The following is a 24,721-nucleotide window of genomic DNA, read 5'->3' as shown; positions in this document are numbered from 1 at the left end:
CTCGGCGCTAGGCCGGCGGCGATGCACCCATCGCGCGAAACACGTCGGCGACGAAATCGTCGAGCTGCGCTTCGAAATCCGCGTCGTTCGGATCGAGATCCGCGTAGGTCGGTTTCCCCTGCGCTTTGCGGACGGTATCGACGTAGGCCTCGATCACATCCATCGACGCGTAGATATTGCGCGAGGCGTCGTATTGGACGCCGGTATGTCCGGTGCCGGCGCGCGCGTTCGGATAGACGGGCGGGCGTCCCGCATGATTGGACGCGTCGAGCGCGCGCAAGTCTCGGTCGAACGTGCGCGATGCGCTCGCGTCGCGCCGAATCGTGACCGCCCAGGTCGCCGCGCTCGACAGTTTGTCGATCCATCGGCGCGGCGTGCCTTGGGTCGCGCGCACGCGCGCGCGCGCCTGAGCCTGCCGGCGTCGCACGCTATGCGCGATGCGCGGCGACAGCGCGTCGAATGCGGCCGCGGCACGGCCCAGCGCGCAGGGAATGCCGGCGCGGCGCGCGCGCCGCATTTCGCTCGGGCGCACGAGACGCGGACCCAGCAGCGTGGGTCTGAGTTGAAGCCGATTCACGATCTGAAAGGTATGAACGCGCATGGCGTGCGTGCCCACGCGGCGCGGAAGGCGTCGTGCCTGACGTCGAACACGCGGTGACGCGACACGGCGTGCAATGCGGAGCAATGCTGACATGTGTGTCATTGTAACTTCAACTGACGGCGCTGAAAGTTCACTGCAATGATTTGCAATATGGCTAAGCCCGCTCCGACCTTCGCATCGTACGCGAAGCAATTCAAACGCGAAGAGCGGGACGCGCTCGCGCATCGCGCGTCGAGCCCTTCGTCAAGGGGGCGGCGGCTTGGCGGGTGGTGAATTCAGGCTGTCAATCCGTGTATGCACGCAACAGCGCGGGCCGCGCGGACTCTACCGCAATCATGTGTCACGACTTGACGCTGCGTCTCAATGCGTGTCGCGGCGGCGCCAATCGGTCTCGCGATGCGGGGCTCGCGTACGCGAACAGGCCGACTGAGCATATCGATCGGGTTGCGCTATAGTCTTTCGCAATTTCCATGGCATGCGATCCGGGTAAGCGGGTCCGATCCCGAATCCGCCGCGCGACCGCGACGAGGCGGAACCCGGGCGGTCGCCTTACTCCGATGAATGGCCCGACGCCGAGGTGTAGCCGATGACACGATTCCGCGCCAGTTCGGTCCCGTCCCGTTATACGGGCACCGCGATATCCCTGCATTGGATCATTGCGATCCTGATCGCGGGCGCATTCTGGATCGGCTTCGTGATGACCGACATCCCGGGCTTCACGCCGACCAAGCTCCGGTATTTCTCATGGCATAAATGGATCGGCGTGACCGTGTTCGCGCTTGTGCTCGTGCGCCTGCTCTGGCGTCTGACGCATCGTGCGCCGCCGTTGCCGTACGGCATGCCGAAGTGGCAGATCGGCGCATCGCATGCCGTGCATTTCGCGCTGTATCTGCTGATGTTCGCCGTGCCGATGTCGGGCTACGCGTATAACTCGGCGGCCGGCATTCCCGTCATGTATCTGGGGCTCGTGCGTTTGCCGATGCTCATCGACAAGGATCCGGCGCTGCGGGACGTCCTCAAGCAGGTGCATCACACACTTGCCTGGGCATTGCTCGTCGTGATCGGCCTGCATCTGCTCGGCGTGCTCAAGCATCTGATCATCGATCGAGACGGGCTGCTGTCGCGTATGTTGCCGTCTTCGCGTCGCTGAGTGCGCCACACAAGCGCCGCGATGCGGCACTCGGCGTCTTAAGGGCTATTCGGCGCCTTAAGTACCTTAACCTTCAGTACCTTGAGCGTCCTTGACGCAGTCAAGCGCGTCGATCAGGCCGCGCGCCGGACGCATCACGCATCGGGTCGCGGATATTTGCGCGCGTTCATGACGATTTTCGCCTCGACCGCCGCATTCAAATCGACCTTCATGACATTGCAAAGCTGCGCGAGATAAATCGCGATGTCGGCGAGTTCCTGCCGCACGTGATCGGCTTCATCGCTTTGCATGACGGCGCGCGATTCATCTTCGGTCGACCACTGGAAAATCTCGACGAGTTCGGCCGCTTCGACGCTCAGCGCCATCGCGAGATTCTTGGGCGAATGGTATTTATGCCAGGCGCGTTCGTCGGCGAATTGCGCGGCGGCAGCCGCGAGTCCGGTGATGTCGATGAGTTTCAAGCGGGCCTCGGCGCGGTGGACGAAGCCCGTATTGGATCAGGGAATGAGCCAGAGCGCCAACAGATAGATCACGAGCGACACGACGAACGTGAGCGCCGTGTAACCCATGACGCGCTGGATCCGGATGCCCGCGATCGCGACGACGGGCACCGCCCAGAACGGCTGCAGCATATTCGATACGTTTTCGGCCATCGCGACGCCCATGGCCGTGCGTGCGACGTCGGCATGAATCGCGAGAGCCGCGGGGAGCACGAACGGACCCTGAACGGCCCAATGTCCGCCCGCGCTCGGGATCAGCAGCGTGATGATCAGCGAACTCAGGAAGCTCCAGACCGCGAGCGTCGCGGGCGTCGCGATCGCGACGAAGGCTTTTGCGATGACCGACGCGAGCCCGGTGCCGGTCATGATCCCCATGATGCCGCCATAGACCGGGTACTGAAGCAGCATCGGTCCGGTCTGCGCGGCCGCGCGCCGGATCGCTTCGGCGTACGCGATCGGCGTGCGTTGCAGCGCGAGACCGACGAGCAGGAAGATCAGAATCGTCGTGTTGATGTCGAGTTCGAAGCCTTTCGTCGACCACGTCATACCGAGATACCCGACGCCGAGCACGAGCAGCAGCAGCGTGCCGAGGATCGAGCGCTCGGCGCGCGCAGCGAACGAATTCGCGGCGGATTCGCGCGAATGCGCATCGCGCTCGACCGGCGCGTCCGCGCCGCGCTCGACGTACGGTTCGACATCGAGGTCCTTCGGATGAATAAGCACGAAGATCACGCCCATCACCACGACGACGAGAATCGTCGGCACGAGCACGAACGGCGCGAACACGGTCTGCGTGAGCGGAATGACCTGTCCCGTCGCTTTTTCGACGAGGTTCAGCGCATTGCCGTGTGAAGCCTGGGACAAGGCGATCGAGCTCGACAGGCCGCTATTGCAGACCGACCACGCGGAATAGCTGCCCGCGACGAGCCATGCGAAGTCGATCCGCGAGCGTCGCGCGATTTCGCGCGAGAGCAGGGCGCCGACGACGAGCCCGAGTCCCCAGTTGAGCCATGCCGCGATCCCGACCACCGGAAACACGAGCAAGGCCGCGCGACCCGGGGTCTGGACGCCCGCGGCAAGCGCGCGCAAGCCGCGCTGCACGACCGGCGCGGCGGCGATCGCATAGCCGGTCGCGAGAATCAGGATCATCTGCAGCGCAAAGCCGAGGATTTTGAAGGTGCCTTCGTACCAGGCGCTCAATACGGTCGGCAAGTCGCCATGCGGACCGAAAAAGCGCGCGAGGATGATGACGACGAGCGTCAATCCGATCGAGAGTACGAACGGGTCGGGCATGACCTGCTCGAAGACATAGACAAGGCTTGCGACGACGCCGCGTGAACGTCGCGCGCCGGTCGCGGCTGCGTGGGGATCAGAGTTCTTTTGCATGAGTGTGGCATTCCTGCGCCGCGGCGCTGCGTGCGCGCCGCGTATTGTGTATGGATGTCCGCTTGCCGGCCGGGTGTACGTGCCGATTCGAGTCCGCGTTCGAATCCGCATGACGGCCGTCAAGCATTGCATTGAAAGTAAATTGAAAGACTAAGGTGGCAATGCAGGCATGACATTACAACGTCTTGATCGGCATGTGCAGCTTAGGCCTTGGCCCGCGCGCAGACGCCAAGTCCAAACGTCAGGCAACGCGTGGCGATATGCAATGCAGTCCAACGCGTCTGACATCATCGGCTATGGTTCGCGATAGGCTGTCGTGAGCGACACGCCTCACTGACCACGTCGAGCGTTACATTGAACGCCATATCAAGCGGTGCATCGCGCGTCCCCTGACGCGCGACCCTAATCGACGCGCCAAGCGATCTGCGAAATGAAACAGACAGCCATACATATCATCTCAAAAGTACGAACCGGCTTATTTGAGATGTTTAGGAGCAAGGCTAAACATCCGTCTTCGCGCTTTCGAGCGGAACCTCGAATGGATTTGGAATTTTGCGCATAAAGTTCGCGCGCGGAATGCCGAAATCATGACGATGACACCGCACGATCTTCCCTTCATTCACCCTCGGCATCCCCGGTATGCGGCGCTCAGAGCGCTGAGCCAGGCCGTCGCCTGCATTCGCAAGGCTCAGGGTAAACCGTGTCATGCGGATTTCGTCGAAGGCACGCCCGAGTACGACAATGCGATCGAGGACTATGCGCGCGATGTCATACGCGCGTTTTGCGCGGACCCCGATCTTTCGGACTTCGGCCGTTATTCGATCGACGACGATCCCGCCGCCGACTTGTAAATCGAGAGGGGTCGGCTACACTCGCGGTCCATTCCACAAGGAGCCACGATGCCGAATATCGAATTCACGCTCGAAGGCGAGTACGTCGAAGTCAATCAATTGCTCAAGCTCGTCGGGCTGTGCGACAGCGGCGGCGCGGGCAAGATGCTCGTCGCCGACGGACTCGTGAAGGTCGATCGTCAACTCGAAACGCGCAAGACCGCGAAAATACGCGCGGGTCAGGTCGTCTTGTGCGGCGACGTGCGCATCGAGGTTAAGGCAGGGTAAGTAAGGCAGGGTAAGCGGGCGGGTCAAACGGGCACACTCACGCTTGTGCGCCCGCCGCGCGTCGATCGTCCCGAGCGAGACAATCGACGCACCTGGCAATCAATACAGCTCGGGCACGATCATCGACGTCGGCACGGGTTGCCGCAGATAGTCTTCATGATGTTCGCGCTGCGGCAGATGCACGGCCGTATGCTCGACCTCGTGATAAGGCACCTGATTCAGCAGATGCTGAATGCAGTTGAGCCGGGCGCGCTTCTTGTCGACGGCCTGCACGACCCACCACGGCGCTTCGGGAATATGCGAGCGCTGGAGCATGACCTCTTTCGCCTGCGTATAGAGTTCCCAGCGCCGACGGCTTTCGAGATCCATCGGGCTCAGTTTCCATTGCTTGAGCGGATCCTCGATGCGGCTCTGGAAACGCACCTCCTGCTCCTGGTCCGTGATCGAAAACCAATATTTGACGATCTGAATTCCGCTACGCACGAGCATCTTTTCGAACTCGGGCACGGAGCGGAAGAACTCTTCGTATTCGTCGTCGGTGCAGAAGCCCATCACGCGCTCGACGCCCGCGCGGTTATACCAGCTTCGGTCGAACAGCACGATTTCTCCGCCCGCGGGCAAATGTGCCGCATAGCGCTGGAAATACCATTGCGTGCGTTCGCGGTTGTTCGGCGCGGGTAGCGCCGCGACGCGGCACACACGCGGATTCAGCCGTTGCGTGATGCGCTTGATCGCCCCGCCTTTGCCGGCCGCGTCGCGGCCCTCGAACAGCACGACGAGCCGGTGTCCCGTGCTGACGACCCAATCCTGGAGCTTGACGAGTTCGCCCTGCAGGCGGAACAGCTCGCGGAAATACGTCTTGCGAAACGCGCGAGCCTCGTCGTCGAGGGATCCGTCGGCCGTCAGGATCCGGTCGTCGACTTCCATCTCGAGCTCTTCGTCATAGCTGTCGATCAGTTCCTCTTCCATGCGGCGCCGGCGCGCCTCGGACTCGCTGCTTTCAGGGTGAAGGTCTTGCTCGCTCATCGAACTGCTCCTGTGATCGGGATGCGCCGGCGGGGGCCGGGCGACGTGCGCGCGTAGCGCAAGGCTTTCGAGTGTTGCGTCGGCACGTTTCAAATGTGTGACTTCAACGAAACCGTGCGCGCCTAGCTTAGCGCGGAACCAGCCCGATCGGATGCGCGTCGCGGCCCGCCGATCAATCGCCTGACGACAGGACCGGGTGCCCGGGCGCGAGTTGCGAGCGCCGCTGAAGCAGCGACGCGCCGCCCGCGACCGCGAGTTCGCCTGCGGCATCGAGCAGTCGCGGCGCGAGTTCGATCATGCGTTCCTCGGTGAGCCGCGACGACGGCCCCGCGATACTGACCGTGCCCGTCGCTTCCTGTCCCCTGCGCCGGATCGGCGCGGCCATCGCGGCCATCCCGGGCATGAACATGTCGACGGTCATGCTGTAGCCGCGCTTGCGCGACGCCTCGATGCACGCGAGCAATTCGCGCACGGTCTGCGGCGCGTTCGGGCCATATTCCTCGCGCGACCCGAAGCCTTGCTTCGAGACGAGTTCGATCGCCTTCTCATCGGGCAGCGTCAGCATCCAGGCGAGTCCCGCCGACGTGCACGAGAGCCGCGCGACCATGCCCATTTCCGGATCGTAGCGAAGCCCGGAACGCGCGCCCTGCGCGCGCGCAAGCCAGGCGATGTGGTCGACGTCGACGACGCCGAGCCGCACGAACTCGCCCGATTCGAGCGCGAGCCGGTCGAGGATCGGCTGGGCGATGTCCTGCACGCCCGTGTTCGAGAGATAGCTCAGACCCAGCGAGGCGAGCTTGGTCGTCAACACATAGTCGCCGTGGGCGCGCACCTGGCGCACATAGCCCGCATCGCAGAGTTCGGTCAGCAGCCGATGCGCCGCGCTACGCGGCATGCCGAGCTCGTCGGCGATCGCAATCAGCGGGAGGCCTTCGAAGTGCGTCGCGAGATGCTCGAGCACGTTCAAGGTTCGGGTCGTAGGGCCTGCCATGTATCGGACCGTTGTTTGTGTAAGTGAATGAAGCCGTTCGATCAGCGTGGATGGTACTTGGCGCACTGCATCCAGTCTATGGAAATAATTTCCAAAAAGCAAAAGACTGGAATATGATTCCAAAAAACACGGCAATCGACCGACGATGCGAACCCGACCGGAGACGGGGTCATGCGCATCGCGAGCGGGGGACAGGCTCCGCGGCCACGGACGCACGGCACGCAGAAGGCCGTGCGCACGCTCAGCGGTTCGGATTCGAGCAAGACATGGCGCGGCGGGATTTCTCGCCGCCCGGATATCAACAACGGAGACAGAGCATGCGTATTTCGACGAGCCCGACCGCACTTGCGGCCCCCTCGCGCTGGACGACCACGACGAGGTCGGCCGCGGCGATCACGAGTCTGATGCTGGCCGCGGCGCTGCCCGCGACAGCGCGCGCCGACGACACCGTCAAGATCGGCATGGTGCTCGCGAAGCAGGGCGCTGTCGCGATCCACTCCGAATACCTCATGCAGGGCGCAAACCTCGCGCTCGAAGAGCAGGGCGGCAAGGTCCTCGGCCGGCCCGTTCAATTGATCTGGCTCGACGAGCCGAGCCCGCAGGGCGCTCAGCAGAATATGCAGAAGCTCATCGACGAGGAGAAGGTCGTCGCCGTCGTCGGCGGCGGCACGAGCGCGAATGCGCTCGCGGAGAGCGCCCTCGCGAATCGCGCGAAGATCCCGTTCATCGCGCCGAACGCGGCCGCCGACGAACTCACGGGCAAGTCCTGCAATCGCTATACGTTCCGGGCGCATCTGCCGGTGAAGCCGCAGGTCCGCGCGATGTCGCAGCAACTGCTGACGCTCGGCAAGCACTGGTATTTCCTGACCGCGTCGTATGCATTCGGGCAGGACGTCAGCGATCAATTCCAGAAGCAATTGATCGCCTCGGGCGGCACGGTCGCGGGCGCGGACGCCTCGCCGCTGAACACGCCCGACTACACCTCGTACATCCTCAAGATTCGCCAGGCCAAGCCCGACGTCGTCGTGAGCGGCTTGTCGGGCAGCGACGTCTCGACGTTCCTCAAGCAATGGAACGAGATGGGCATGAAGGGGCAGATTCCGATCGCGCAGATCGGCTCGGCCGACAGCGACATCTGGGGCGTCGGACCAGAGGCCGCAACGGGCTACTACTCGAAGGACTGGTACTTCAACAATCCCGCGAACGCGGCGGAAGACAAGGCGTTCGCGGCCGAGTACGCGAAGAAATTCAAGCGGCCCGCGCCGGATCGCGCATGGCTCGGCTGGTTCGTCATGCGTTCGCTGCTGCAGTCGATCGACGCGGCCAAATCCGTCGATTCCGCCGCGATCGTCAAGTCGCTCGAAGGCTGGCGCGATGCGAACCGTCCGATGCCGGCCTACTACCGCGCGTGGGATCACCAGATGCTCGTGCCGATCCTCGTCGCGAAGGTCAAGCCGAAGATTCCGGATGCTTACGACTTCCTCGATATCGAGAAGACGATTCCCGACAACGCGTCCGGTCTCGATGCGCTCTATGGCAGCGAAGCCGACGTCGGCTGCCATATAGGTCCGCTTTGATGCGCGTCTCTTTCTGCGTCCAAGGAGCTCGGCATGTTTGAACTCTTGCTGTCTCAAGTCGCGAACGGCCTCGTGCTCGGCTTTCTGTACGTGCTGATCGCGATCGGTCTGTCGGTCATCTTCGGCATGCTCGGGATCGTGAACTTCGCCCACGGCGCGTTCTTCGCGCTCGGCGCGTATTTCGCGGTCACGCTGCAGCAGCAATACGGCTGGCCGGCCGTCGTGTTCGCGCCGGTCCTCGCGGGGCTCGTCGGCATGATCGTCGAGCTCACGCTGATCCGCCGGCTCTACGGCAAGGAGCCGCTGATCGGACTCATCGTGACCTTCGGGCTCGCGCTGTTCATCGAAGCCGTGATCCGGCAGTTCTGGGGCGCGGGCGGTCAACCGTTCAACGCGCCGCCGTTCCTGTCGGGCTTCGTCGTGCTCGGTCCCGTGCTGTTGACGACGTATCGGCTCGCCGTGCTCGGTGCGACGGTCGTATTGCTCGTGCTGCTCTGGGCCGGCCTGATCTACACGCCGTTCGGCCGCATCCTTCGCGCCGGGAGCCGCGACCCCGAGATGGTCGGCATGCTCGGCATCAATCTGCCGCGCGTGTTGACCGGCGTGTTCGGCCTCGGTTGCTGCATCGCCGGCATCGCGGGATTGCTCGCGGCGCCGCTCTGGTCGGTCACGCCCTCGATGGCGTCCGACGCGATCATGCCGGCCTTCGTGATCGTGACGATCGGCGGGCTCGGTTCGTATGCGGGCGCGGTCGTCGCGGGCTTGCTCGTGGGCATCGTCACATCGCTGACCGTCCAGTTCAAACCCGAGGCATCGGGCGCCGCGATGTACGTGCTGATGGCGGTCATTTTGCTCGTGCGGCCGCGCGGCCTGTTCGGTGAACGTTGGGAGCGTTTCGAATGAATTCCAATCCTTGCTCATCCGTGCTGCGTCATCCGCTGCTCTGGGTCGCGCTCGTTTTCGCGGCGCTGTCGTTCGGCGCGGTCCAGTTCGGCATTCCGCTGAGCCGCATCACCGAGATCGCGATCTATACGCTCTACGGCGCGGGCGTGAGCCTGCTCGTCGGATACACGGGCCTCGTGCCGTTCGGCGCATCGGTGTTCTTCGGCTGCGCGAGCTATGCGGTCGGCATCGGCATGCGCAGCATCTTCACGAACGAAATCGAGGCGCTCGTCTTCGCTATCGTGTTCTCGCTCGCGCTCGGCGGCATCGTCGGGCTCGTGATCCTGCGCCGCCGCGGCCTGTATTTCTCGCTGCTGACGCTCGCGTGTTCGCAGATCGCCTATGAGGTCGCGTTCAAATGGACCGACTTCACGGGCGGCGAGAACGGCATGCAGGATGTCGCGCGTCCGTGGCTCACGTCGATGACGGCATTTCACGCGTTCAGCATCGTGACGATCGTACTTGCGATGGGCTTTCTCTGGCGGCTCGCGCATTCGCCGTTCGGGCGCGTGCTGCAGGCGCTGCGCGACAACGAGCAGCGCGTGTCGAGCCTCGGCTACAACACGTATCGCGTCAAACTCGTCGCGTTCGCGATTTCGGCGGCCGTCGTCGGGTATGCGGGCGGTTTGCTCGCGCTGCTCGTGCAGGGCGTCTATGCGAACAATCTGAGCTGGCAGCATGCGGGCGACGCGTTGCTGATGGTCGTGCTCGGCGGCGTCCATCAATTTCTCGGCCCGCTCTGGGGCGCGATCAGCTTCGTGCTGCTGCAGGACAAGCTCAGCGCGATCACCGAAAACTGGTGGCTGATCTTCGCGCCGATCATCGTGATCGTCGCGCTGCTGTCGCCCGAAGGCATCCAGGGCTTTTTCCAGCGCCTGCGCCGCCGTACGCGCTGGACGCTCGTGCGCGACGAGATCCCGCCGCGCCCCGCGGTCATCGAACCGTTCGAAAGCACGAAGATCGTGCGCGACCCGAACAAGCCGATCCTGTCGGTGCGCAATCTCGGCAAACGCTTCGGCTCGATCGTGACGGCCAACGGCATCGATCTCGATGTGATGCCGTATCAGTTGCACAGCTTTATCGGTCCGAACGGCGCGGGCAAGACGACGTTCTTCAATATGCTCAGCGGCTTGCTGCGGCCCGATACGGGCGAGATCGTGTTCGAGGGCCGCAACGTCAATCGGCTGCTCATGTTTGAACGCGTGCGTCTGGGCCTTGCGCGCTCGTTCCAGATTCTGAGCGTGTTCAAGGAACTGACCGCGTTCGAGAACGTGCGCGTCGCCGTTCAGGCGCGCAGTCCGCAGCGTCATGCGATCTGGCGCGACGCGTACCGGATCGACGCGATCAACGCACGGACCTGGACCTTGCTGCAGGCCGTCGGCCTCGATCACCGCGCCGCCGAAAAATGCGCGAATCTCTCGCACGGCGAACAGCGTCTGCTCGAAATCGCGGTGTCGCTCGCGACCGATGCGAAGCTCCTGTTGCTCGACGAGCCGCTTGCCGGCCTTGCCGAAGCCGATCGCGAGATCGTCGGCAAGCTGATCCGGCGTCTGGCTTCGACGCATGCCGTGCTGCTGATCGAACACGATATCGACCGCGTGATCGCGTTGTCGGATCGACTGACCGTCCTGCATCAGGGACGGCTGATCGCCGACGGCAAGCCGCGCGACGTCGCGAATCATCCGGACGTGATCAGCGCCTATCTCGGCAAATCGAAGGACGAAGCGCCCGCATCGGCCTCCGTCATCGCGATGCCGACGGCCGCGCATCACGCGCGCAGCGGCGAGGTCATCGTCAAGATCGAGCAACTGTGCGCCGGCTATCAGGGCAGCCAGGTGCTCGACCGGCTCGACATGGAGATCCGCGCGGGCGAAGTCGTCGCGCTGCTTGGCCGCAATGGCGTCGGCAAGAGTACGACGCTGCGCGCGATGATGGGTGTCGCGCAAATCGGCGCGGGGCGCATCGTATTCGACGGCAAGGAGATCACGCATGCGAAGCCGCACGAGATCAACCGGCTCGGTCTGTCGATGGTGCCCGAAGGGCGGCGCCTGTTCCCGAACCTGACCGTGCTCGAAAACCTCGTGCTCGCGCAGCGCGAGGGCGGCGCGAGTCTCGATGAGATCTACGGCCTGTTCCCGAAACTCAAGATCCTGCAGAAGTCGAAGGCCGACGCGCTCTCGGGCGGCGAACGCCAGATGGTCGCGATCGCGCGCGCCTTGATGGTGCCGAGCCGCGTGATCCTGCTCGACGAACCGTTCGAAGGTCTCGCGCCCGCGGTCGTCAAGGACATCATGGAAGCCGTCGTCCAGTTGCGCAGCCGCGCGAGCCTCGTGATCGTCGAGCACCACGCCGAGAGCGTGCTGCCGATGGCCGATCGCGCGTACGTGATGGTCAACGGACAAATGGCGTTCGCGGGATCCGCCCAGACCCTCGCCGGCGATGCCGCCTTGCAGGCGCGCCTGCTCGGCGTGACCGGCGAACAGGAACGCACGCAGTACGTCGCGTAGATCGATTCGATCGCGCGCGCCTTTCCCTATCTTTTACGGAACACATCATGAGCTATGCCACCTTGAGCGGCGCAACACGGGTCATCGCCATCATCGGCGACCCGATCGCCCAAGTGAAATCTCCGGCCAACGTCACGCGCATGCTCAACGAGCGCGGTCACGACACCGTCGTGATTCCGATCCAGGTCACGACGCAGGACGTCGATGCGTTCATCGGCGGGCTTTCGCTCGCGAAGAACTGCGACAGCATCATCGTCACGATTCCGCACAAGTTCGCGACCTACGCGCACTGCAAGACCGCGACCGATCGCGCCGAGTTTCTCGGCTCGGTCAATATCCTGCGCCGCAATGAAGACGGCAGCTGGCACGGCGAGATGTTCGACGGCATGGGCATGCTCGGCGGCATCGCCTCGCAGGGCGGCGATCCGAAGGGCAAGCGCACGCTGCTCGTCGGCGCGGGTGGGGCAGGCACCGCGATCGCGCTCGCGCTGCTCGAAGCCGGCGCGACCGAACTCGCGATTCACGATGCCGACACGACGCGCCGCGATGCGTTGATCGCGCGACTCAAGGATCGCTTCGGCGCGCGCGTCAAAGCGGGCAGCGCCGATCCGACGGGGTTCGAGATGGTCGTCAACGCGACGCCTATGGGCATGCGTCCCGAGGATCCGTATCCCGTCGAAGTCGACAAGCTCTCGCCCGATGCATTCGCGGCGTGCGTGATTACGTCGCCGCTCGTGTCGCCGTGGATCGAGGCCGCGCGCGCGAAGGGATGCCGTGCGAGCGTCGGCGTCGACATGTTCGGCGCGGAACTGCGTCTGATGGTCGATTTCCTCATCGGGGAGGCCTGATCATGTCCGGCCGAGCGGGACCGGTTCAAGCCGCCCGAACGTGCGATCTGCTCGTGGTCGGAGCGGGCGCGGGCGGGCTCTCGGCGGCCGTGACGGCCGCCTCGCTCGGGCTCGATGTCATCGTTGTCGAGAAAGAAGCGGTGTTCGGCGGCACGGCCGCGTGGTCGGGCGGCTGGATGTGGATTCCGCGCAATCCGCTTGCGGTGGCCGCCGGCATCCGTGAAGACGACGACGGTCCGCGTACGTACCTGCATCACGAACTCGGGGCGTTCTACGACGATGCGCGCATCGACGCGTTTCTCGAACACGGCCCGGAGATGGTCGAGTTCTATCGCACGCACACAGCGCTGCAGTTCATCGACGGCAACGGGATTCCCGATTTTCATGGCCGCTCGCCGGGCGCCGTGCTCGGCGGCCGCTCGGTCTGCGCCGCGCCGTTCGACGGACGCGAGCTCGGCGCGCAGATCCACAAGCTGCGGCCACCGCTCGATCTCGTGTCGCTTTGGGGCATGGGCATCGCATCGGGTGCCGATTTGCGCCACTTCCTCAAGGCGACGCGTTCGTGGGCATCGTTCCGGCACGTCGTGCGACGCGTCACGACGCATCTCAAAGATCTGCTGCTCTATCGCCGCGGCATGCATCTCGTGAACGGCAACGCATTGGTCGCGCGTCTCGCGAAATCGGCGTTCGATCGAAATGTGACGATCGAGGTTTCACACTCGGTCAAGCGCTTGATCGAGCGTGACGGCGCGATATGCGGCGCGCGTGTCGCGACGCCGTCGGGCGAGATCGAGATTCACGCGCGACGCGGCGTGGTGCTCGCATGCGGAGGCTTTCCGCACGATATCGCGCGCAAGCGCCAGTTGTTCGCGCATGCCCCGACGGGGCGCGAACACTGGTCGGCCGCGCCGCCGAGCAATACGGGCGACGGCATCCGGCTTGGCGAAGCGGCCGGCGGCGCCGTCGAATCGCCGATCGCGGCGGCCGGCGCGTGGGCGCCCGTGTCGCTCGTCGAGCGCAGCGACGGCAGCACGGGCGTCTATCCGCATTTGATCGAGCGCGGCAAGCCCGGCGTGATCGCCGTCACGCGCGAAGGCAAGCGCTTCGTCGACGAAGCCGATTCGTATTACGACTTCATGCAGGCGCTGTTCGATGCGGTGCCCGCCGGCGAGCCCGTCTTCGCATGGCTCGTCTGCGACCATCGCTTCATTCGCCGATACGGCCTCGGCGCGGTCAAGCCGACGCCGGTTCCGTTCGGCCGCTGGCTACGCTCGGGTTATCTCAAGCGCGGCAAGTCGATTGCCGATCTCGCCGCGCAATGCGGGCTCGATGCCGCGGCGCTCGATCGGACCGTGACGTCGTATAACGCGTTCGCGCGCGACGGAAAGGATCCCGAGTTCGGCCGCGGCGGCACGCCTTACAACCGCGTGCAGGGCGATGCCGAGCATCCGTTGAATCCGTGTGTTGCGCCGATCGAGCACGGTCCGTTCTATGCCGTCAAGGTCGTGCCGGGCAGCCTCGGCACGTTCGCCGGTCTGCGCACCGATGCGAATGCGCGCGTGCTCGACGCGACGGGTGCGCCCGTGCGCGGTCTCTATGCGTGCGGCAACGATATGTCGAGCGTGATGGGCGGACGCTATCCGAGCGGCGGCATCACGCTCGGCCCCGCGATGACTTTCGGTTATATCGCCGCGCATGACGCGGCGGGCCGATCCCTTGTTCACGAGACGTCCGGTGCGGACGTCCAAACGGTTGTGCAATAACAGGAGAGAACGATGTTTTATGAGCTTGCCGTGCTGACGATTCGCTTCGGGACCGCGCAGAAGGCGTCGGCCGCGGTCGATGCGTTCGCGCGCGACGCCGCCGCGCGCGGCACCCTCCACGGTGTCTGGTTCTCGGACATCGGGGATCTGAATCAGCTCGCCGTGCTGCGCGGCTTCGAAACCGCCGACGACATGTTGGCCGAACGCAAGCGCACCTTGCTTGCCGCCGATCCGTTCGGGTGCGGCGAATACCTCGTCGATCTCGAGATGCACAGCTACGAAGGCTTTGCGTGGCTGCCCGCGCCTGTTGCCGGCGAATACGGCGGTGTCTACGAGATCCGGACCTACAAGTTCAAGACCGGCGGACTCGGGCCGACCCTCCAGGCATGGGAACGCGATCTGCCCGCGCGCGACAAGGTCTCGCGTTGCGTGGCCGCGATGTTCGCCTACGACGGCACGCCGCGCTTCACGCAGATCTGGCCGTACGCGGATCTCAACGAACGCGCGGCGGCGCGTGCGGACTCGGTCAAGCAGGGCATCTGGCCGCCGAAGGGCGGACCCGACTGGCTCACGACGACGATGCATTCGCAGGTGTTCGTGCCGATGGCGGTCTCGCCGCTCAAGTAACGCGGCGCGTATTGCTGTGTATCGCTGTGTATCGCTGTGTATCGCCGTTCGACAGGCGCGCCTGCCAGGCGTGCCGCGTACCTAACCGGAGACTGTTCCATGACGCAAGCCGTATCGAGGCCGGCCTTTTCCCTCGCTCACTTGACGGCGCTCTCGCAAACGCCGCCCGAACTGGTCTCGGTCGCCGCCCAGGCCGGATACGACGACGTCAGCTTTCGCTTGTTGCCGGCCGCGCCGGGCGGCATCGCGTATTCGCTGATGACCGACGCCGCGATGCTCGACGACACGCTGGCGCGCCTGCGCGACACGGGCGTACGTGTCTTTGACCTCGAAATCGTGCGGATCAACGATACATTTGATCCTCGCGCGTATCTGAGTTTCTTCGAGGTGGGCGCGAAGCTCGGCGCGCGCGCGGTGCTCGTCGGATGCGACGACCGCGATCCCGTGCGACGCGCCGACGCCTACGCGACGCTATGCGAGCTCGCGAAGCCGTTCGGGCTGAGCGCCGATATCGAGTTCATGCCGTGGACCGCGGTCAAGAATTTGCGCAGCGCCGTGCAGCTCGTCGAACTCGCGGGCAAGCCGTCGAACGCGGGCGTGCTGGTCGATGCGCTGCATTTCGGACGATCCGATACGACGCTCGACGAAGTCCGCGCCTTGCCGCGCGAATGGCTGCACTACGCGCAGATCTGCGACGCGCCCGCGGGAATCCCCGCGACCGATGCGGAGCTGATTCACACGGCGCGTTGCGAACGCCTGCTGCCGGGCGAGGGCGGGATCGATCTCGAAGGACTCTGGAGCGCGTTGCCCGCGGATCTGCCCGTGAGCATCGAGATTCCGAACGATGTGCGCGCGCCCGCCTTGGGGCCGCTCGCGTGGGCCAAGCAGGCGCTGGCCGCCGCGCGCGATGTGATCGGCGTCAAGGCCTAACCGCTTTAGCGCGCTTGCGCGCGGTAGAACGCGACGGTCTGCGACAGACCGTCGTCGAGCGACGTATGCGGCAGATTCGGCAGCAGCGTCGAGAGACGATCGTCGTGCGGGAACGCGGTCGCGATCGGCAGCGGTGCGCCCGCGGCATCGAGACGCGCATCGGGCACGATCGACACGATGCGATCGATGACGGTCTGCACGGACATGATCTCGCCGGCCAGTGTGAACGCATGCGCGCCTTCGAACGCGTGCAGCAACGCAGCCTCATAAGTTGCGGCGACGTCGTCGACATAGATGAGACCCGTCGATCCCGTAAAGGGGATCGTATAGGCCTCGCCATGCGCGGCCGCTTTGCAGGCAACGCTCGGGCCCGCGCTTGCGCCGCTTTCGCGTCCCGCGCCATAGATCACGAGCGGGCGTAAGCCGAAGCTCGCGATGCCGTGATCGTTCCAGTACGCGCGCGCCGAGCCCTCGCAGGCGAGCTTGAACGTACCGTAGTGCGTTTCGGGCGACGGCGTCGCGCCGCTGCCGGGGCCGAAGATGCCGGCGCTGCCCGCGTAGAGGACCGAACGCAGGCCCTCGGCGCGCGCCGCTTCGAAGATGTTCAATGTCCCGATCAGATTGATCTGCGCGCCGAGTATCGGGTTCTGCATGCACGTCTGCGTGAGCACGCCCGCAAGATGGATGACGGCTTCGCAGCCGCGCATCGCGTCGCGCACCGTCGCGGTATCGGCGATGTCGCCCGTGCGCCAATCGACGCGATCCGCATGCGCGGGCACGACCGCGCGCATCAGGCGATCGTCGTTGCGCACGTCGAACGCGCGCACGTCCATGCCGCGTTCGAGCAGTCGCTTCGCGACCCATGTTCCTAGAAACCCGCTCCCTCCCGTGACCAGCACTCGCATTGCCGCCGTCTCCTGTCGTTGCGATCCGTGTGTGCCGGATCATTCAGTGTTCTGGAATAGTATTCCATTTTTGCATCATCTTCCACTGATTGAGCGAGGCGTATGCGCATCGCGCATGCCGGCTTCGACGTAGCGCAGGACCTCGGTCGCCGCATGCGACAACTGACGGCGCGGCGCGACGCAGAGATGGAGCCGCAACGGTTCGACGTGGGCATCCTTGAGCTTGCGAAAGCCGAGCTTGCCGCTGGCGACGTCCGACGCCACGTCGAGCCAGCACAAGACGGCCACGCCCACGTCGTGATCGACGAGCGAACGCATCATGTGCGTGTTATTGCAGGCCATGAAGCGCTGGATATCGATTTCGCTGCGGCGAAACAGCGCCGCGACATGCTCGTGGATCACGAGCGGCGCGGCAGGGACGATGAGGCGCTCGTCGAGCGACTGGCTCAGGCGCACCTCCTTGCGCGCCTCGAACGCGTGCCCCGGGCGAAACGCGATGCCGAGCGGCGCGTCGATCGAGCGCCGCACTTCGAGGTCTTTCATCGAGCGCGGGTTGAGCATGAGCCCGAAGTCGACATCGCCCGACGCCGTGCTCTGCGCAACCGCCTCGTTATCGAGCACGCGCACGCCGACGGTCAGGCCGGGCCGTTCCTTCGCGAGTGTCGCGATGACCGGCGCGACGAAACTCTGTGTCAGCGCATCGATGATCGCGATGTCGACATGACCGCGCCTGAGCCCCTGGAGTTCATCGATCTGCGTGAGCGCGCGACGATAGTCGCGCTGCCATTCGCGTACGAGCGCAACGAACACTTCGCCGGCCGCCGTCGGACGCAGGCCCCCCGACATGCGTTCGAACAAGGGCGCGCCAAGCGCCTCTTCGGCCTGAAGGATCTGCCGGTCGATCGCCGACGCCGAGACGTGCAGCGCGTCGGCGGCCTTGCGGATGCTGCCGTGTTCGATGATCGCGTTGAAATAACCGGTAAAGCGCGAGAAGGCAATCATGGATTTTGACTTTTTTGCAACGGGTGAATGAGAAATCGATTGTTTATTGGAACGGTCCGATCTGAAAAAATCAAGCCGTACATAAAACATCCGTCGCTCCGACGCCCCGCAACGCTTCACGACGCACGCGAGTCCCTGATGAACACACACCTGTTGCCGCCGCCGAATTGCACATTCAGCCAGGAAGACTGGCAGCGTCTCGCGACGCATTGGTATCCGGTCGCCGAGAGCAGCAAGGTGACGGATGCGCCGGTCTCGGCGACGCTGCTCGATGAACCGCTCGTCATTTATCGCGCCGACGGCGAACTCGTTGTCGCGCGCGATATCTGTCCGCATCGCGGCGTACCCTTGAGCATCGGCACGCATGACGGACAAGGCGTCGTGTGCCGGTATCACGGTCTGCGTTTCGGTGCGCAAGGCCGGTGCAATCGGATCCCGGCGAGCCCGGATTCGGCGATTCCCGCGAAGCTGCATCTCCGGACGTATCCGTCGATCGAGCGATATGGCCTGATCTGGACGTGTATCGGCGTGCCGCAAGGCGAATCGAGCGAACCCGTGATCCCGAAGATGCCGCACTGGGACGACGCGGGATTCCAGCAAATCGTGGTGCCGCAGTTCGACATCGGCGGCTTCGCGGGACGCCAGATCGAGGGGTTCCTCGACGTCGCGCATTTCGGCTGGGTGCATACCGAGACCTTCGGCGATCCCGCGAATACGGAAGTCCCGGCCTATACGACGGTCGAGACGGCCGAGGGCTTCCATGCCGATTACCGGAGCGACGTCGGCAACTATCCGATCGGGGCGACGCAGCGCGGCCAGCCGGGATTCGAATGGCTGCGGCATTTCGAAGTGCATCTGCCGTTCACGGCGACGCTGACCGTGCATTTCCCCGACGACGGCCGCCTCGTCATCATGAATGCGGCGTCGCCGGTGTCGTCGCGCAAAACGCGGCTGTTTGCGCCGATCGCGAAGAACTTCGATACCGATCTGCCCGTCGAGGCCGTGCACGATTTCAATCTGCGCGTGTTTGAAGAGGATCGTCTGCTCGTCGAAACGCAACGGCCCGAGTATTTGCCGCTCGATCCGGCACTCGAAGCGCACATTCCGGCCGATCGGAGCTCGATTGCGTATCGCAAGGGGTTGCGCAAGATGGGATTCGGCGCGTTGCTCGCCGCTTGAGAAGGAGATCGCGATGGGAACGATCGAAGTCACGGTATCGGAGATTGGCGCGGCCGGCGCGCGCGACGCGCGCATTCGGCTCGTGGCCGCCGACGGTGCGCCGTTACCCGCGTTCGACGCGGGCGCGCATATCGACGTCGTGTTGCCGCACGGCCTGATGCGTCAGTATTCCTTGGTCAACGGCCCGTCGGACCGGGATGCCTATGAGATCTGCGTGCGGCGCGCGGCCGATTCGCGCGGCGCGTCGACGTGGATTCACGACACGCTGCGCGTCGGGCAGGCGCTCGGGATCTCGGCGCCGCGTTGCGCGTTCGCGCTCGACGAGGCCGCGCGTTACGTGCTGATCGCGGGCGGTATCGGCGTCACGCCGCTGATCTCGATGGCGCGCGCATTGTCCGCACAAGGTAAGCCGTTCGATTTTCACTTCTACGGCCGTAGCGAAGACGATGTGCCGTATCTCGACGTGCTTCGCGAAGGCTTCGCGTCAGGGCGCGTGTTCATTCATCTCGGCGCGCAGGGTCAACGTCTGCGCGATGCGTTGCCCGACGCGCTTGCCGTGCCCGACGCGGACGCGCTCGTCTATGTCTGCGGACCGGGCGGGTTCATGGACCACCTCAAAGCGCAATCGATCGCCGCGGGCTGGCAGCCTTCGCAGATCCGCAGCGAGGCGTTCGCCGCGAGCGCGCATACGGGGCCGACGGATGCCGACGGCACGTTCGAGGTCGAGCTCAAGTCGAGCGGGAAAATATTCATCGTGCCCGCGGACCGGACCATCGCCGCCGTGCTCGGCGACGCGCAGATCGAGATGTCCTTGTCATGCGAGCAGGGCATTTGCGGGTCATGCCTGACCGGTGTCGTATCGGGACGCGTCGACCATCGCGACGAAGTGCAGTCCGTCGAGGAGAAGGACGCGCATTCGCATATCGCGATCTGCTGTTCGCGCGCGTTGTCGCCGCGGATCGTGCTCGATCTTTAAGGCGTGGTGTGATTATTTAGGCAATTTTTAAGCGATTTTCCAAGGCAAAAATCACGAGGCTTACAACATTCGTCAAGCCGAAGGGAACGCTTTTTTTCGAATAAACAGGGCTTAGGCGCGGCTCAGGCGGACGGCATCGTCGCACGCTTATGAGCACCTTAAGTTCGGCTTCGCCGGCGAAAAATATAGCGCTCAAGGCCTTGTCGACCGCGTCGATAAAGTCAATGCCGAATCCCGGCATGATTTTCAATCGATGGAGGTTCATGATGGCCGTACAGGCACTCAGCAATCAATCTGCGAATGCGGGCCTCGCCGCGAACGCAGCGTCGGCGTCGCAGACGCAATCGAGCGCAAGCGCGAACGCCCCGAAACAATCGAGTACATCGTCGTCCTCGTCATCCGCGTCGGCGAGTGCGCCGGCCGCTTCGACGAACGTGTCGATCAGCAGCGCGGCGCGGGCCGCGCTCGCCGAAGCCACGGAGACCCCGGCGCAGACCGCCAAAGAAGCCGCGAGCGGCGATCCGCAAGCGAAACGCTTGCTCGCAAAAGAAGAGCAGGCCGCAAAGGCGAACGGCTGAGGATCTCGGTCGACGAGGCCCGATGCATGATGATTCATGCGTCGGCGCCTGAGTTCGAACGTGTGTCGACGTGCAGGAAAGAGGCCGGACTCGCGGGTCCGGCCTCGTATTCCTATCGGACGGCCCGCCAGATCGCTTCGAGATCGAGGCTTGCCGCGACCGCATCGGCAAGCATATCGATCGAGGCCAGACGTCGCGCCTCATGATCGACGCGCATCGCATCGTCGAGGCCTGCCCACTTGAGCAGGGCCGCACACGCATCGGGGGAGTCGAAAAGACCGTGCAGGTAGGTCGCGAGGATCTGTCCGTCCTCCGAGATCGCTCCGTCATGACGGAGCCCATCTTCGCCGTGCAGACTCAACAGGGGACGCGCAAGCGCAGGACCCTCCGTCACACCCATATGGATTTCGTAGCCGCGCACCGCGGCACGTGCACCCGTCGTCATGCACCCGGTCGTATTGACGAGTTGCTTGTGCGGCGCCAGACGGGTCACGTAGTCGAGCAGGCCGAATCCGGGCGTACACGCGACCGGGCTCTCGATGCCGAGCGGGTCATGTAATTCGCGCCCGAGCATCTGCAGGCCGCCGCAGATGCCGATGAGTTTGCCGCCGTATCGCAGATGACGCTTGAGATGCGTCTCCCATCCTTGCTCGCGCAGCCACGCGAGATCGCGTTGAACGCTCTTGCTGCCCGGCAGGATCACGAGATCCGCGGCGGGAAGCGGCTCACCCGCGCGCACGAAATGAAAATCGACCTGCGGATGCGCACGCAAAGGATCAAAGTCCGTGTGATTGCTGATCCGCGGTAGCGCGGGCACGACGACCTTGAGCACGTGCGCATCGCCTTGCGTTCGTTCGACGTGCGCCGGATGCGGCAGCATGTCTTCGGCATCGAGCCAGAGGCCCGGTATCATCGGCACGACACCGAACACGGGTTTGCCTGTCTGCGCCTCGATCCAGTCGATTCCCGGCCGCAAGAGTCCGACGTCGCCGCGAAACTTGTTGATGACGATCCCCTTGACGAGGGCGCGCTCGTCGTCGGGCAAACACGCGAGCGTGCCGAGGATCTGCGCGAAAACGCCGCCTCGATCGATATCCGCGACGAGGATGACGGGGCATTGAACGGCGGTCGCGAATCCCATGTTCGCGATATCGCCTTCGCGCAAATTGATTTCGGCGGGGCTGCCCGCGCCTTCGACGACCACGAGATCGCACTTCGCGCGCAGACGTTCATACGATTCGAGCACCGCCTGCATGACGACGGGTTTGTAGTGGTGATATGCGCGCGCCTCGAAATTGCCGCGCGAATGACCGTGGACGATGACCTGCGCGCCGAGGTCGCTGTTCGGTTTGAGCAGCACGGGGTTCATATCGACTTCGGTCGCGATGCCGGCGGCGAGCGCCTGCCAGGCTTGCGCGCGACCGATCTCGCCGCCGTCGGCGGTGACCGCGCTGTTGAGCGACATGTTTTGCGGCTTGAACGGCGCGACGCGCTTGCCGTCACGCGCGGCGAGCCGGCACAGCGCGCCCACGAGCGTGCTTTTTCCGGCGTCCGAGCTCGTGCCCTGGATCATCAATGTGCTGGCGGCCATGCGCGTGTCCTGAAGGGCGAGATGGCGAGACCGAATCGATGTCTCGCGCGGCGGGCCGTATTATGTCACCCGCGATCGCGCCGAAGCGTCGATCGTCGGAAAGGACCAGGACTGTGCACGGAACGATGGAAAACAAATGGCGCGAGCGCCCGCGTGAGATAGGTACGGGGGCGACAAGGACGGCGATACGCCGGTGTTTCGAATGTTGAGCGGGCTCTCGATGGCGCTGATGGGGGCGTTATGCGTTGCAGGCGTGCTTGTCGACGCTGTGCTCGGCGAACCGTCGCGCGCGCATCCGCTCGTGATGTTCGGACAATGGGCCGCGTGGATCGAACGACGCGTGAATCCGGCGCACGGCGCCCATCGCGATGTCGCCGCGCGTGTGCCGGGCAATATGCATTCGTCTGTGATACGGATCGCGGGTGCGACGAGTTGGCTCGGTGCCGTCGTGCCTCCGGTGGCCGCACTGATCGCGCTGATCGATCACGTTCCTTTTGCGCTCGCGTGCGCGCTGCATGTCGCGGCGCTTTGGTTTGCGCTCGGTGCGCGCAGCCTCGTCGATCACATCGCCCCGATCGAGCACGCCTTGCATGCGAACGATCTGTCGCACGCGCGCGCGCTGACGTCGCGCGTCGTGACGCGCGATCTGTCGCAGGCGGATGCATCGGCGGTCGCGGGCGCCGCGATCGAATCGGCGCTCGAAAACGGCAACGACGCGATATTCGGCGCGCTGTTCTGGTTTGCCGTCGCGGGCGGACCGGGTGCGCTCGCATTCCGTCTCGTCAACACGCTCGATGCGATGTGGGGATATCGGACCCCTCGGTTTCAGTATTTCGGCTGGGCGGCCGCGCGTCTCGACGATCTCGCGAACTATGCGCCGGCGAGATTGACCGCGTTGTCGTACGCGCTATGCGGAAATCTGCGCGCGGCGCTCGCATGCTGGCGTACGCAGGCGCATGCGTGGGACAGCCCGAACGCGGGGCCCGTCATGGCGAGCGGCGCGGGCAGCCTCGGCGTCTCCTGCGGCGGACCCGCCCTTTACCATGGCGCGCTCGAAGCGCGGCCGACGCTCGGTTGCGGGCCGGCGCCGCGCGCGGCAGACGTCGGACGCGCGCTTGCGCTCGTCAAGCGCGCGATGACGCTCTGGCTTGCGGCGTTGTCGTTGATCGCCGTGGCTGCCATTCTTTTCGGACGTTGAACACCCATGGTCGATCCTGATCGCACGACGCCGATTCCGCACGGCGGCAATCTGACCGAAGCCGCGGCCCGCTATGGGATTCCGCGCGCGACGTGGCTCGATCTCTCGACCGGCATCAATCCCGTCGGTTATCCCGTTCCATCGATCGACGCGCAGGCCTGGCTGCGCTTGCCCGACGACGATGACGATCTCGAAGCGGTCGCCGCACACCACTATGGCGCACCGCGCGCGCTGGCGGTCGCGGGCACGCAGGCCGCGATCCGCATGCTGCCGTCCGTGTTGCCGCGCGGACGCGTCGGGATCGCCTTGCTGACCTACGGCGAATACGCGCCGGCATTCGGATACGCGGGTTATCCGGTGTCGCGCTTCGTGACCCCGCAATTCGGCGATCTCGCGCATGAGGCGGCGTTCGTGCTGAACCCTGGGCAACCACTTCCCGACGATCTCCTGCATCTGGTGCTCGTGAACCCGAACAACCCGGGAGCCGAGCGATGGTCGACGCAGATCATCATGGATTGGGCCGCGCAATTAGCCGCACGCGGCGGCACGCTGATCGTCGACGAGGCTTTTGTCGAGGCGATGCCGACGCTGAGTGTCGCGCAGTATGTTGGAAATGATGCACTGATCGTGTTGCGTTCGGTCGGCAAATTCTACGGACTCGCGGGCGCGCGTGTCGGCTTCGTGCTCGCCGGCGCGCGCGTCGATCGTGCGCTGCGCACGATGCGCGGACCGTGGAGCGTGTCGGGGCCGTCGCGCATCGTTACGCGTGCGGCGCTGTGCGATGCGGCATGGCAATGCGATGCGCGTGCGCGTCTCGAACATGAGGGTGCGCGTTTAGCGGCGCTGCTCGGCACGTCCTTCATGTCGGTATCGCACACGCCGCTTTTTGCTTGGGTTCGAGAAGACACCGCGCGTGATTGGCAACACGGGCTTGCGCGCCGGGGCATCTGGATTCGCCGATTCGAGCAGGTCGACGGATTGCGCTTCGGTCTGCCGCGCGACGAAGCGCAATGGATGCGATTGGAGGGCGCGCTTAGCGCGGTCCGTCAAGAGATTGAGGCAGGGCGGGGCGCATCGAGCGCGTCGTGACGGCACGTCCCGCGTGAATCGATCTGCGAACGCAAAGGCAATGAATTTGCAAGCTGCTTTAAAAGCGGATTGAACCTCGTTTTAAGAATATCTCGTAAGACATTCGCTGCGCCGCGCCCTAAAGAAATTAAAGAAATGCGCATGACGCGTCGATAAAACCAAATGTGTCGATCCATCGGTCATTTTGTTTTGCGCGCTCTGCAAAAATCCCTTAAGCGTCGCTTCGGCTTGCCTTGC

Annotated in this window: 24 protein-coding genes; 15 read left to right on the top strand and 9 right to left on the bottom strand. The window is 64.5% G+C overall.

Features of this window, described 5'->3' with window-relative positions; all coding sequences use genetic code 11:
* Positions 1 to 7: 7 nt before the first annotated feature.
* On the bottom strand, positions 8 to 601 hold the full coding sequence (locus D7S86_RS16530) for a hypothetical protein (RefSeq protein WP_147432366.1): 594 nt from the start codon (positions 599 to 601) through the stop codon (positions 8 to 10).
* A 586-nt stretch (positions 602 to 1,187) separates the two neighbouring features.
* On the opposite strand from D7S86_RS16530, the gene D7S86_RS16525 reads away from it, so the two are divergent.
* Positions 1,188 to 1,751 carry a cytochrome b gene (locus D7S86_RS16525; RefSeq protein WP_121087958.1) on the top strand — a complete coding sequence of 188 codons (564 nt, stop codon included), beginning with the start codon at positions 1,188 to 1,190 and terminating at the stop codon, positions 1,749 to 1,751.
* Positions 1,752 to 1,885: 134 nt separating this feature from the next.
* Here the strand turns inward: D7S86_RS16525 and D7S86_RS16520 are convergent, their stop codons facing one another.
* A complete protein-coding gene (locus tag D7S86_RS16520; RefSeq protein ID WP_121087957.1) occupies positions 1,886 to 2,212 on the bottom strand; it encodes a nucleotide pyrophosphohydrolase in 327 nt (108 codons plus the stop codon).
* Between the two features lie 36 nt (positions 2,213 to 2,248).
* Positions 2,249 to 3,637, bottom strand: coding sequence for a TIGR00366 family protein (locus D7S86_RS16515; protein WP_121087956.1), 1,389 nt, complete (start codon positions 3,635 to 3,637; stop codon positions 2,249 to 2,251).
* Between the two features lie 587 nt (positions 3,638 to 4,224).
* Between D7S86_RS16515 and D7S86_RS16510 the strand changes: the two genes are divergently transcribed.
* Together D7S86_RS16510 and D7S86_RS16505 are read left to right on the top strand one after the other, a co-directional pair.
* A complete protein-coding gene (locus D7S86_RS16510; RefSeq protein ID WP_205962832.1) occupies positions 4,225 to 4,488 on the top strand; it encodes a hypothetical protein in 264 nt (87 codons plus the stop codon).
* Positions 4,489 to 4,536: 48 nt separating this feature from the next.
* Entirely contained in the window at positions 4,537 to 4,755 is a 219-nt protein-coding gene (locus D7S86_RS16505) for an RNA-binding S4 domain-containing protein (RefSeq protein WP_121087955.1), read from the top strand.
* Between the two features lie 99 nt (positions 4,756 to 4,854).
* Here the strand turns inward: D7S86_RS16505 and ppk2 are convergent, their stop codons facing one another.
* Positions 4,855 to 5,781 (bottom strand): polyphosphate kinase 2, encoded by a 927-nt coding sequence (ppk2, locus tag D7S86_RS16500; protein WP_121087954.1) that lies wholly within the window; start codon positions 5,779 to 5,781, stop codon positions 4,855 to 4,857.
* A gap of 172 nt (positions 5,782 to 5,953) precedes the next feature.
* Positions 5,954 to 6,772: an IclR family transcriptional regulator gene (locus D7S86_RS16495; protein ID WP_121087953.1), complete on the bottom strand. Its 819-nt coding sequence runs from the start codon at positions 6,770 to 6,772 to the stop codon at positions 5,954 to 5,956.
* Positions 6,773 to 7,089: 317 nt separating this feature from the next.
* Here D7S86_RS16495 and D7S86_RS16490 point away from each other — a divergent pair, with 317 nt between their 5' ends.
* The 7 genes from D7S86_RS16490 to D7S86_RS16460 all read left to right on the top strand — a co-directional run bounded on the left by D7S86_RS16490 (position 7,090) and on the right by D7S86_RS16460 (position 15,966).
* Positions 7,090 to 8,349, top strand: a complete 1,260-nt coding sequence (locus D7S86_RS16490) for an ABC transporter substrate-binding protein (RefSeq protein WP_121088117.1) — start codon at positions 7,090 to 7,092, stop codon at positions 8,347 to 8,349.
* Positions 8,350 to 8,382: 33 nt separating this feature from the next.
* On the top strand, positions 8,383 to 9,252 hold the full coding sequence (locus tag D7S86_RS16485; RefSeq protein ID WP_121087952.1) for a branched-chain amino acid ABC transporter permease: 870 nt from the start codon (positions 8,383 to 8,385) through the stop codon (positions 9,250 to 9,252).
* Positions 9,249 to 11,798 carry a branched-chain amino acid ABC transporter ATP-binding protein/permease gene (locus tag D7S86_RS16480; RefSeq protein ID WP_121087951.1) on the top strand — a complete coding sequence of 850 codons (2,550 nt, stop codon included), beginning with the start codon at positions 9,249 to 9,251 and terminating at the stop codon, positions 11,796 to 11,798. Before D7S86_RS16485 ends, D7S86_RS16480 begins: the two co-directional genes overlap by 4 nt.
* Positions 11,799 to 11,845: 47 nt before the next feature.
* Positions 11,846 to 12,646, top strand: a complete 801-nt coding sequence (locus tag D7S86_RS16475) for a shikimate dehydrogenase family protein (protein WP_121087950.1) — start codon at positions 11,846 to 11,848, stop codon at positions 12,644 to 12,646.
* Between the two features lie 2 nt (positions 12,647 to 12,648).
* On the top strand, positions 12,649 to 14,409 hold the full coding sequence (locus D7S86_RS16470; protein ID WP_121087949.1) for an FAD-dependent oxidoreductase: 1,761 nt from the start codon (positions 12,649 to 12,651) through the stop codon (positions 14,407 to 14,409).
* A gap of 12 nt (positions 14,410 to 14,421) precedes the next feature.
* The gene (locus tag D7S86_RS16465) at positions 14,422 to 15,036 is read left to right on the top strand and encodes an NIPSNAP family protein (protein ID WP_121087948.1); all 615 of its coding nucleotides are present in this window, start codon (positions 14,422 to 14,424) and stop codon (positions 15,034 to 15,036) included.
* Positions 15,037 to 15,135: 99 nt separating this feature from the next.
* Positions 15,136 to 15,966 (top strand): sugar phosphate isomerase/epimerase family protein, encoded by an 831-nt coding sequence (locus tag D7S86_RS16460; protein ID WP_121087947.1) that lies wholly within the window; start codon positions 15,136 to 15,138, stop codon positions 15,964 to 15,966.
* Between the two features lie 5 nt (positions 15,967 to 15,971).
* Here D7S86_RS16460 and D7S86_RS16455 read toward each other — a convergent pair whose 3' ends face one another.
* Together D7S86_RS16455 and D7S86_RS16450 are read right to left on the bottom strand one after the other, a co-directional pair.
* Positions 15,972 to 16,871 (bottom strand): NAD-dependent epimerase/dehydratase family protein, encoded by a 900-nt coding sequence (locus tag D7S86_RS16455; RefSeq protein ID WP_121087946.1) that lies wholly within the window; start codon positions 16,869 to 16,871, stop codon positions 15,972 to 15,974.
* A gap of 75 nt (positions 16,872 to 16,946) precedes the next feature.
* On the bottom strand, positions 16,947 to 17,873 hold the full coding sequence (locus D7S86_RS16450; RefSeq protein ID WP_121087945.1) for a LysR family transcriptional regulator: 927 nt from the start codon (positions 17,871 to 17,873) through the stop codon (positions 16,947 to 16,949).
* Positions 17,874 to 18,011: 138 nt separating this feature from the next.
* Here D7S86_RS16450 and D7S86_RS16445 point away from each other — a divergent pair, with 138 nt between their 5' ends.
* Together D7S86_RS16445 and D7S86_RS16440 are read left to right on the top strand one after the other, a co-directional pair.
* The gene (locus D7S86_RS16445) at positions 18,012 to 19,052 is read left to right on the top strand and encodes an aromatic ring-hydroxylating dioxygenase subunit alpha (RefSeq protein WP_121087944.1); all 1,041 of its coding nucleotides are present in this window, start codon (positions 18,012 to 18,014) and stop codon (positions 19,050 to 19,052) included.
* A 13-nt stretch (positions 19,053 to 19,065) separates the two neighbouring features.
* Positions 19,066 to 20,028 (top strand): PDR/VanB family oxidoreductase, encoded by a 963-nt coding sequence (locus tag D7S86_RS16440; RefSeq protein ID WP_121087943.1) that lies wholly within the window; start codon positions 19,066 to 19,068, stop codon positions 20,026 to 20,028.
* Positions 20,029 to 20,044: 16 nt separating this feature from the next.
* Here the strand turns inward: D7S86_RS16440 and D7S86_RS16435 are convergent, their stop codons facing one another.
* Positions 20,045 to 20,293, bottom strand: a complete 249-nt coding sequence (locus D7S86_RS16435; RefSeq protein WP_147432365.1) for a hypothetical protein — start codon at positions 20,291 to 20,293, stop codon at positions 20,045 to 20,047.
* Here D7S86_RS16435 and D7S86_RS29180 point away from each other — a divergent pair.
* A complete protein-coding gene (locus D7S86_RS29180; protein WP_147432364.1) occupies positions 20,292 to 20,606 on the top strand; it encodes a hypothetical protein in 315 nt (104 codons plus the stop codon). The two genes, D7S86_RS16435 and D7S86_RS29180, sit on opposite strands and share 2 nt — an antisense overlap.
* Before the next feature lie 112 nt (positions 20,607 to 20,718).
* Here the strand turns inward: D7S86_RS29180 and D7S86_RS16425 are convergent, their stop codons facing one another.
* Entirely contained in the window at positions 20,719 to 22,197 is a 1,479-nt protein-coding gene (locus tag D7S86_RS16425; RefSeq protein ID WP_121087940.1) for a cobyric acid synthase, read from the bottom strand.
* A 202-nt stretch (positions 22,198 to 22,399) separates the two neighbouring features.
* On the opposite strand from D7S86_RS16425, the gene D7S86_RS16420 reads away from it, so the two are divergent.
* On the top strand, positions 22,400 to 23,395 hold the full coding sequence (locus D7S86_RS16420) for a CobD/CbiB family cobalamin biosynthesis protein (RefSeq protein ID WP_420813251.1): 996 nt from the start codon (positions 22,400 to 22,402) through the stop codon (positions 23,393 to 23,395).
* Between the two features lie 6 nt (positions 23,396 to 23,401).
* The gene (gene cobD / locus D7S86_RS16415) at positions 23,402 to 24,484 is read left to right on the top strand and encodes a threonine-phosphate decarboxylase CobD (protein WP_121087938.1); all 1,083 of its coding nucleotides are present in this window, start codon (positions 23,402 to 23,404) and stop codon (positions 24,482 to 24,484) included.
* Positions 24,485 to 24,721 lie beyond the last annotated feature (237 nt).

Origin of the sequence: Pararobbsia silviterrae (assembly GCF_003628125.1) — a bacterium.
In the GTDB taxonomy this organism is placed as follows: domain Bacteria; phylum Pseudomonadota; class Gammaproteobacteria; order Burkholderiales; family Burkholderiaceae; genus Pararobbsia; species Pararobbsia silviterrae.
The sequence above is the reverse complement of the archived record's forward strand: the minus strand, read 5'-3'. Positions and strand labels throughout refer to the sequence as shown.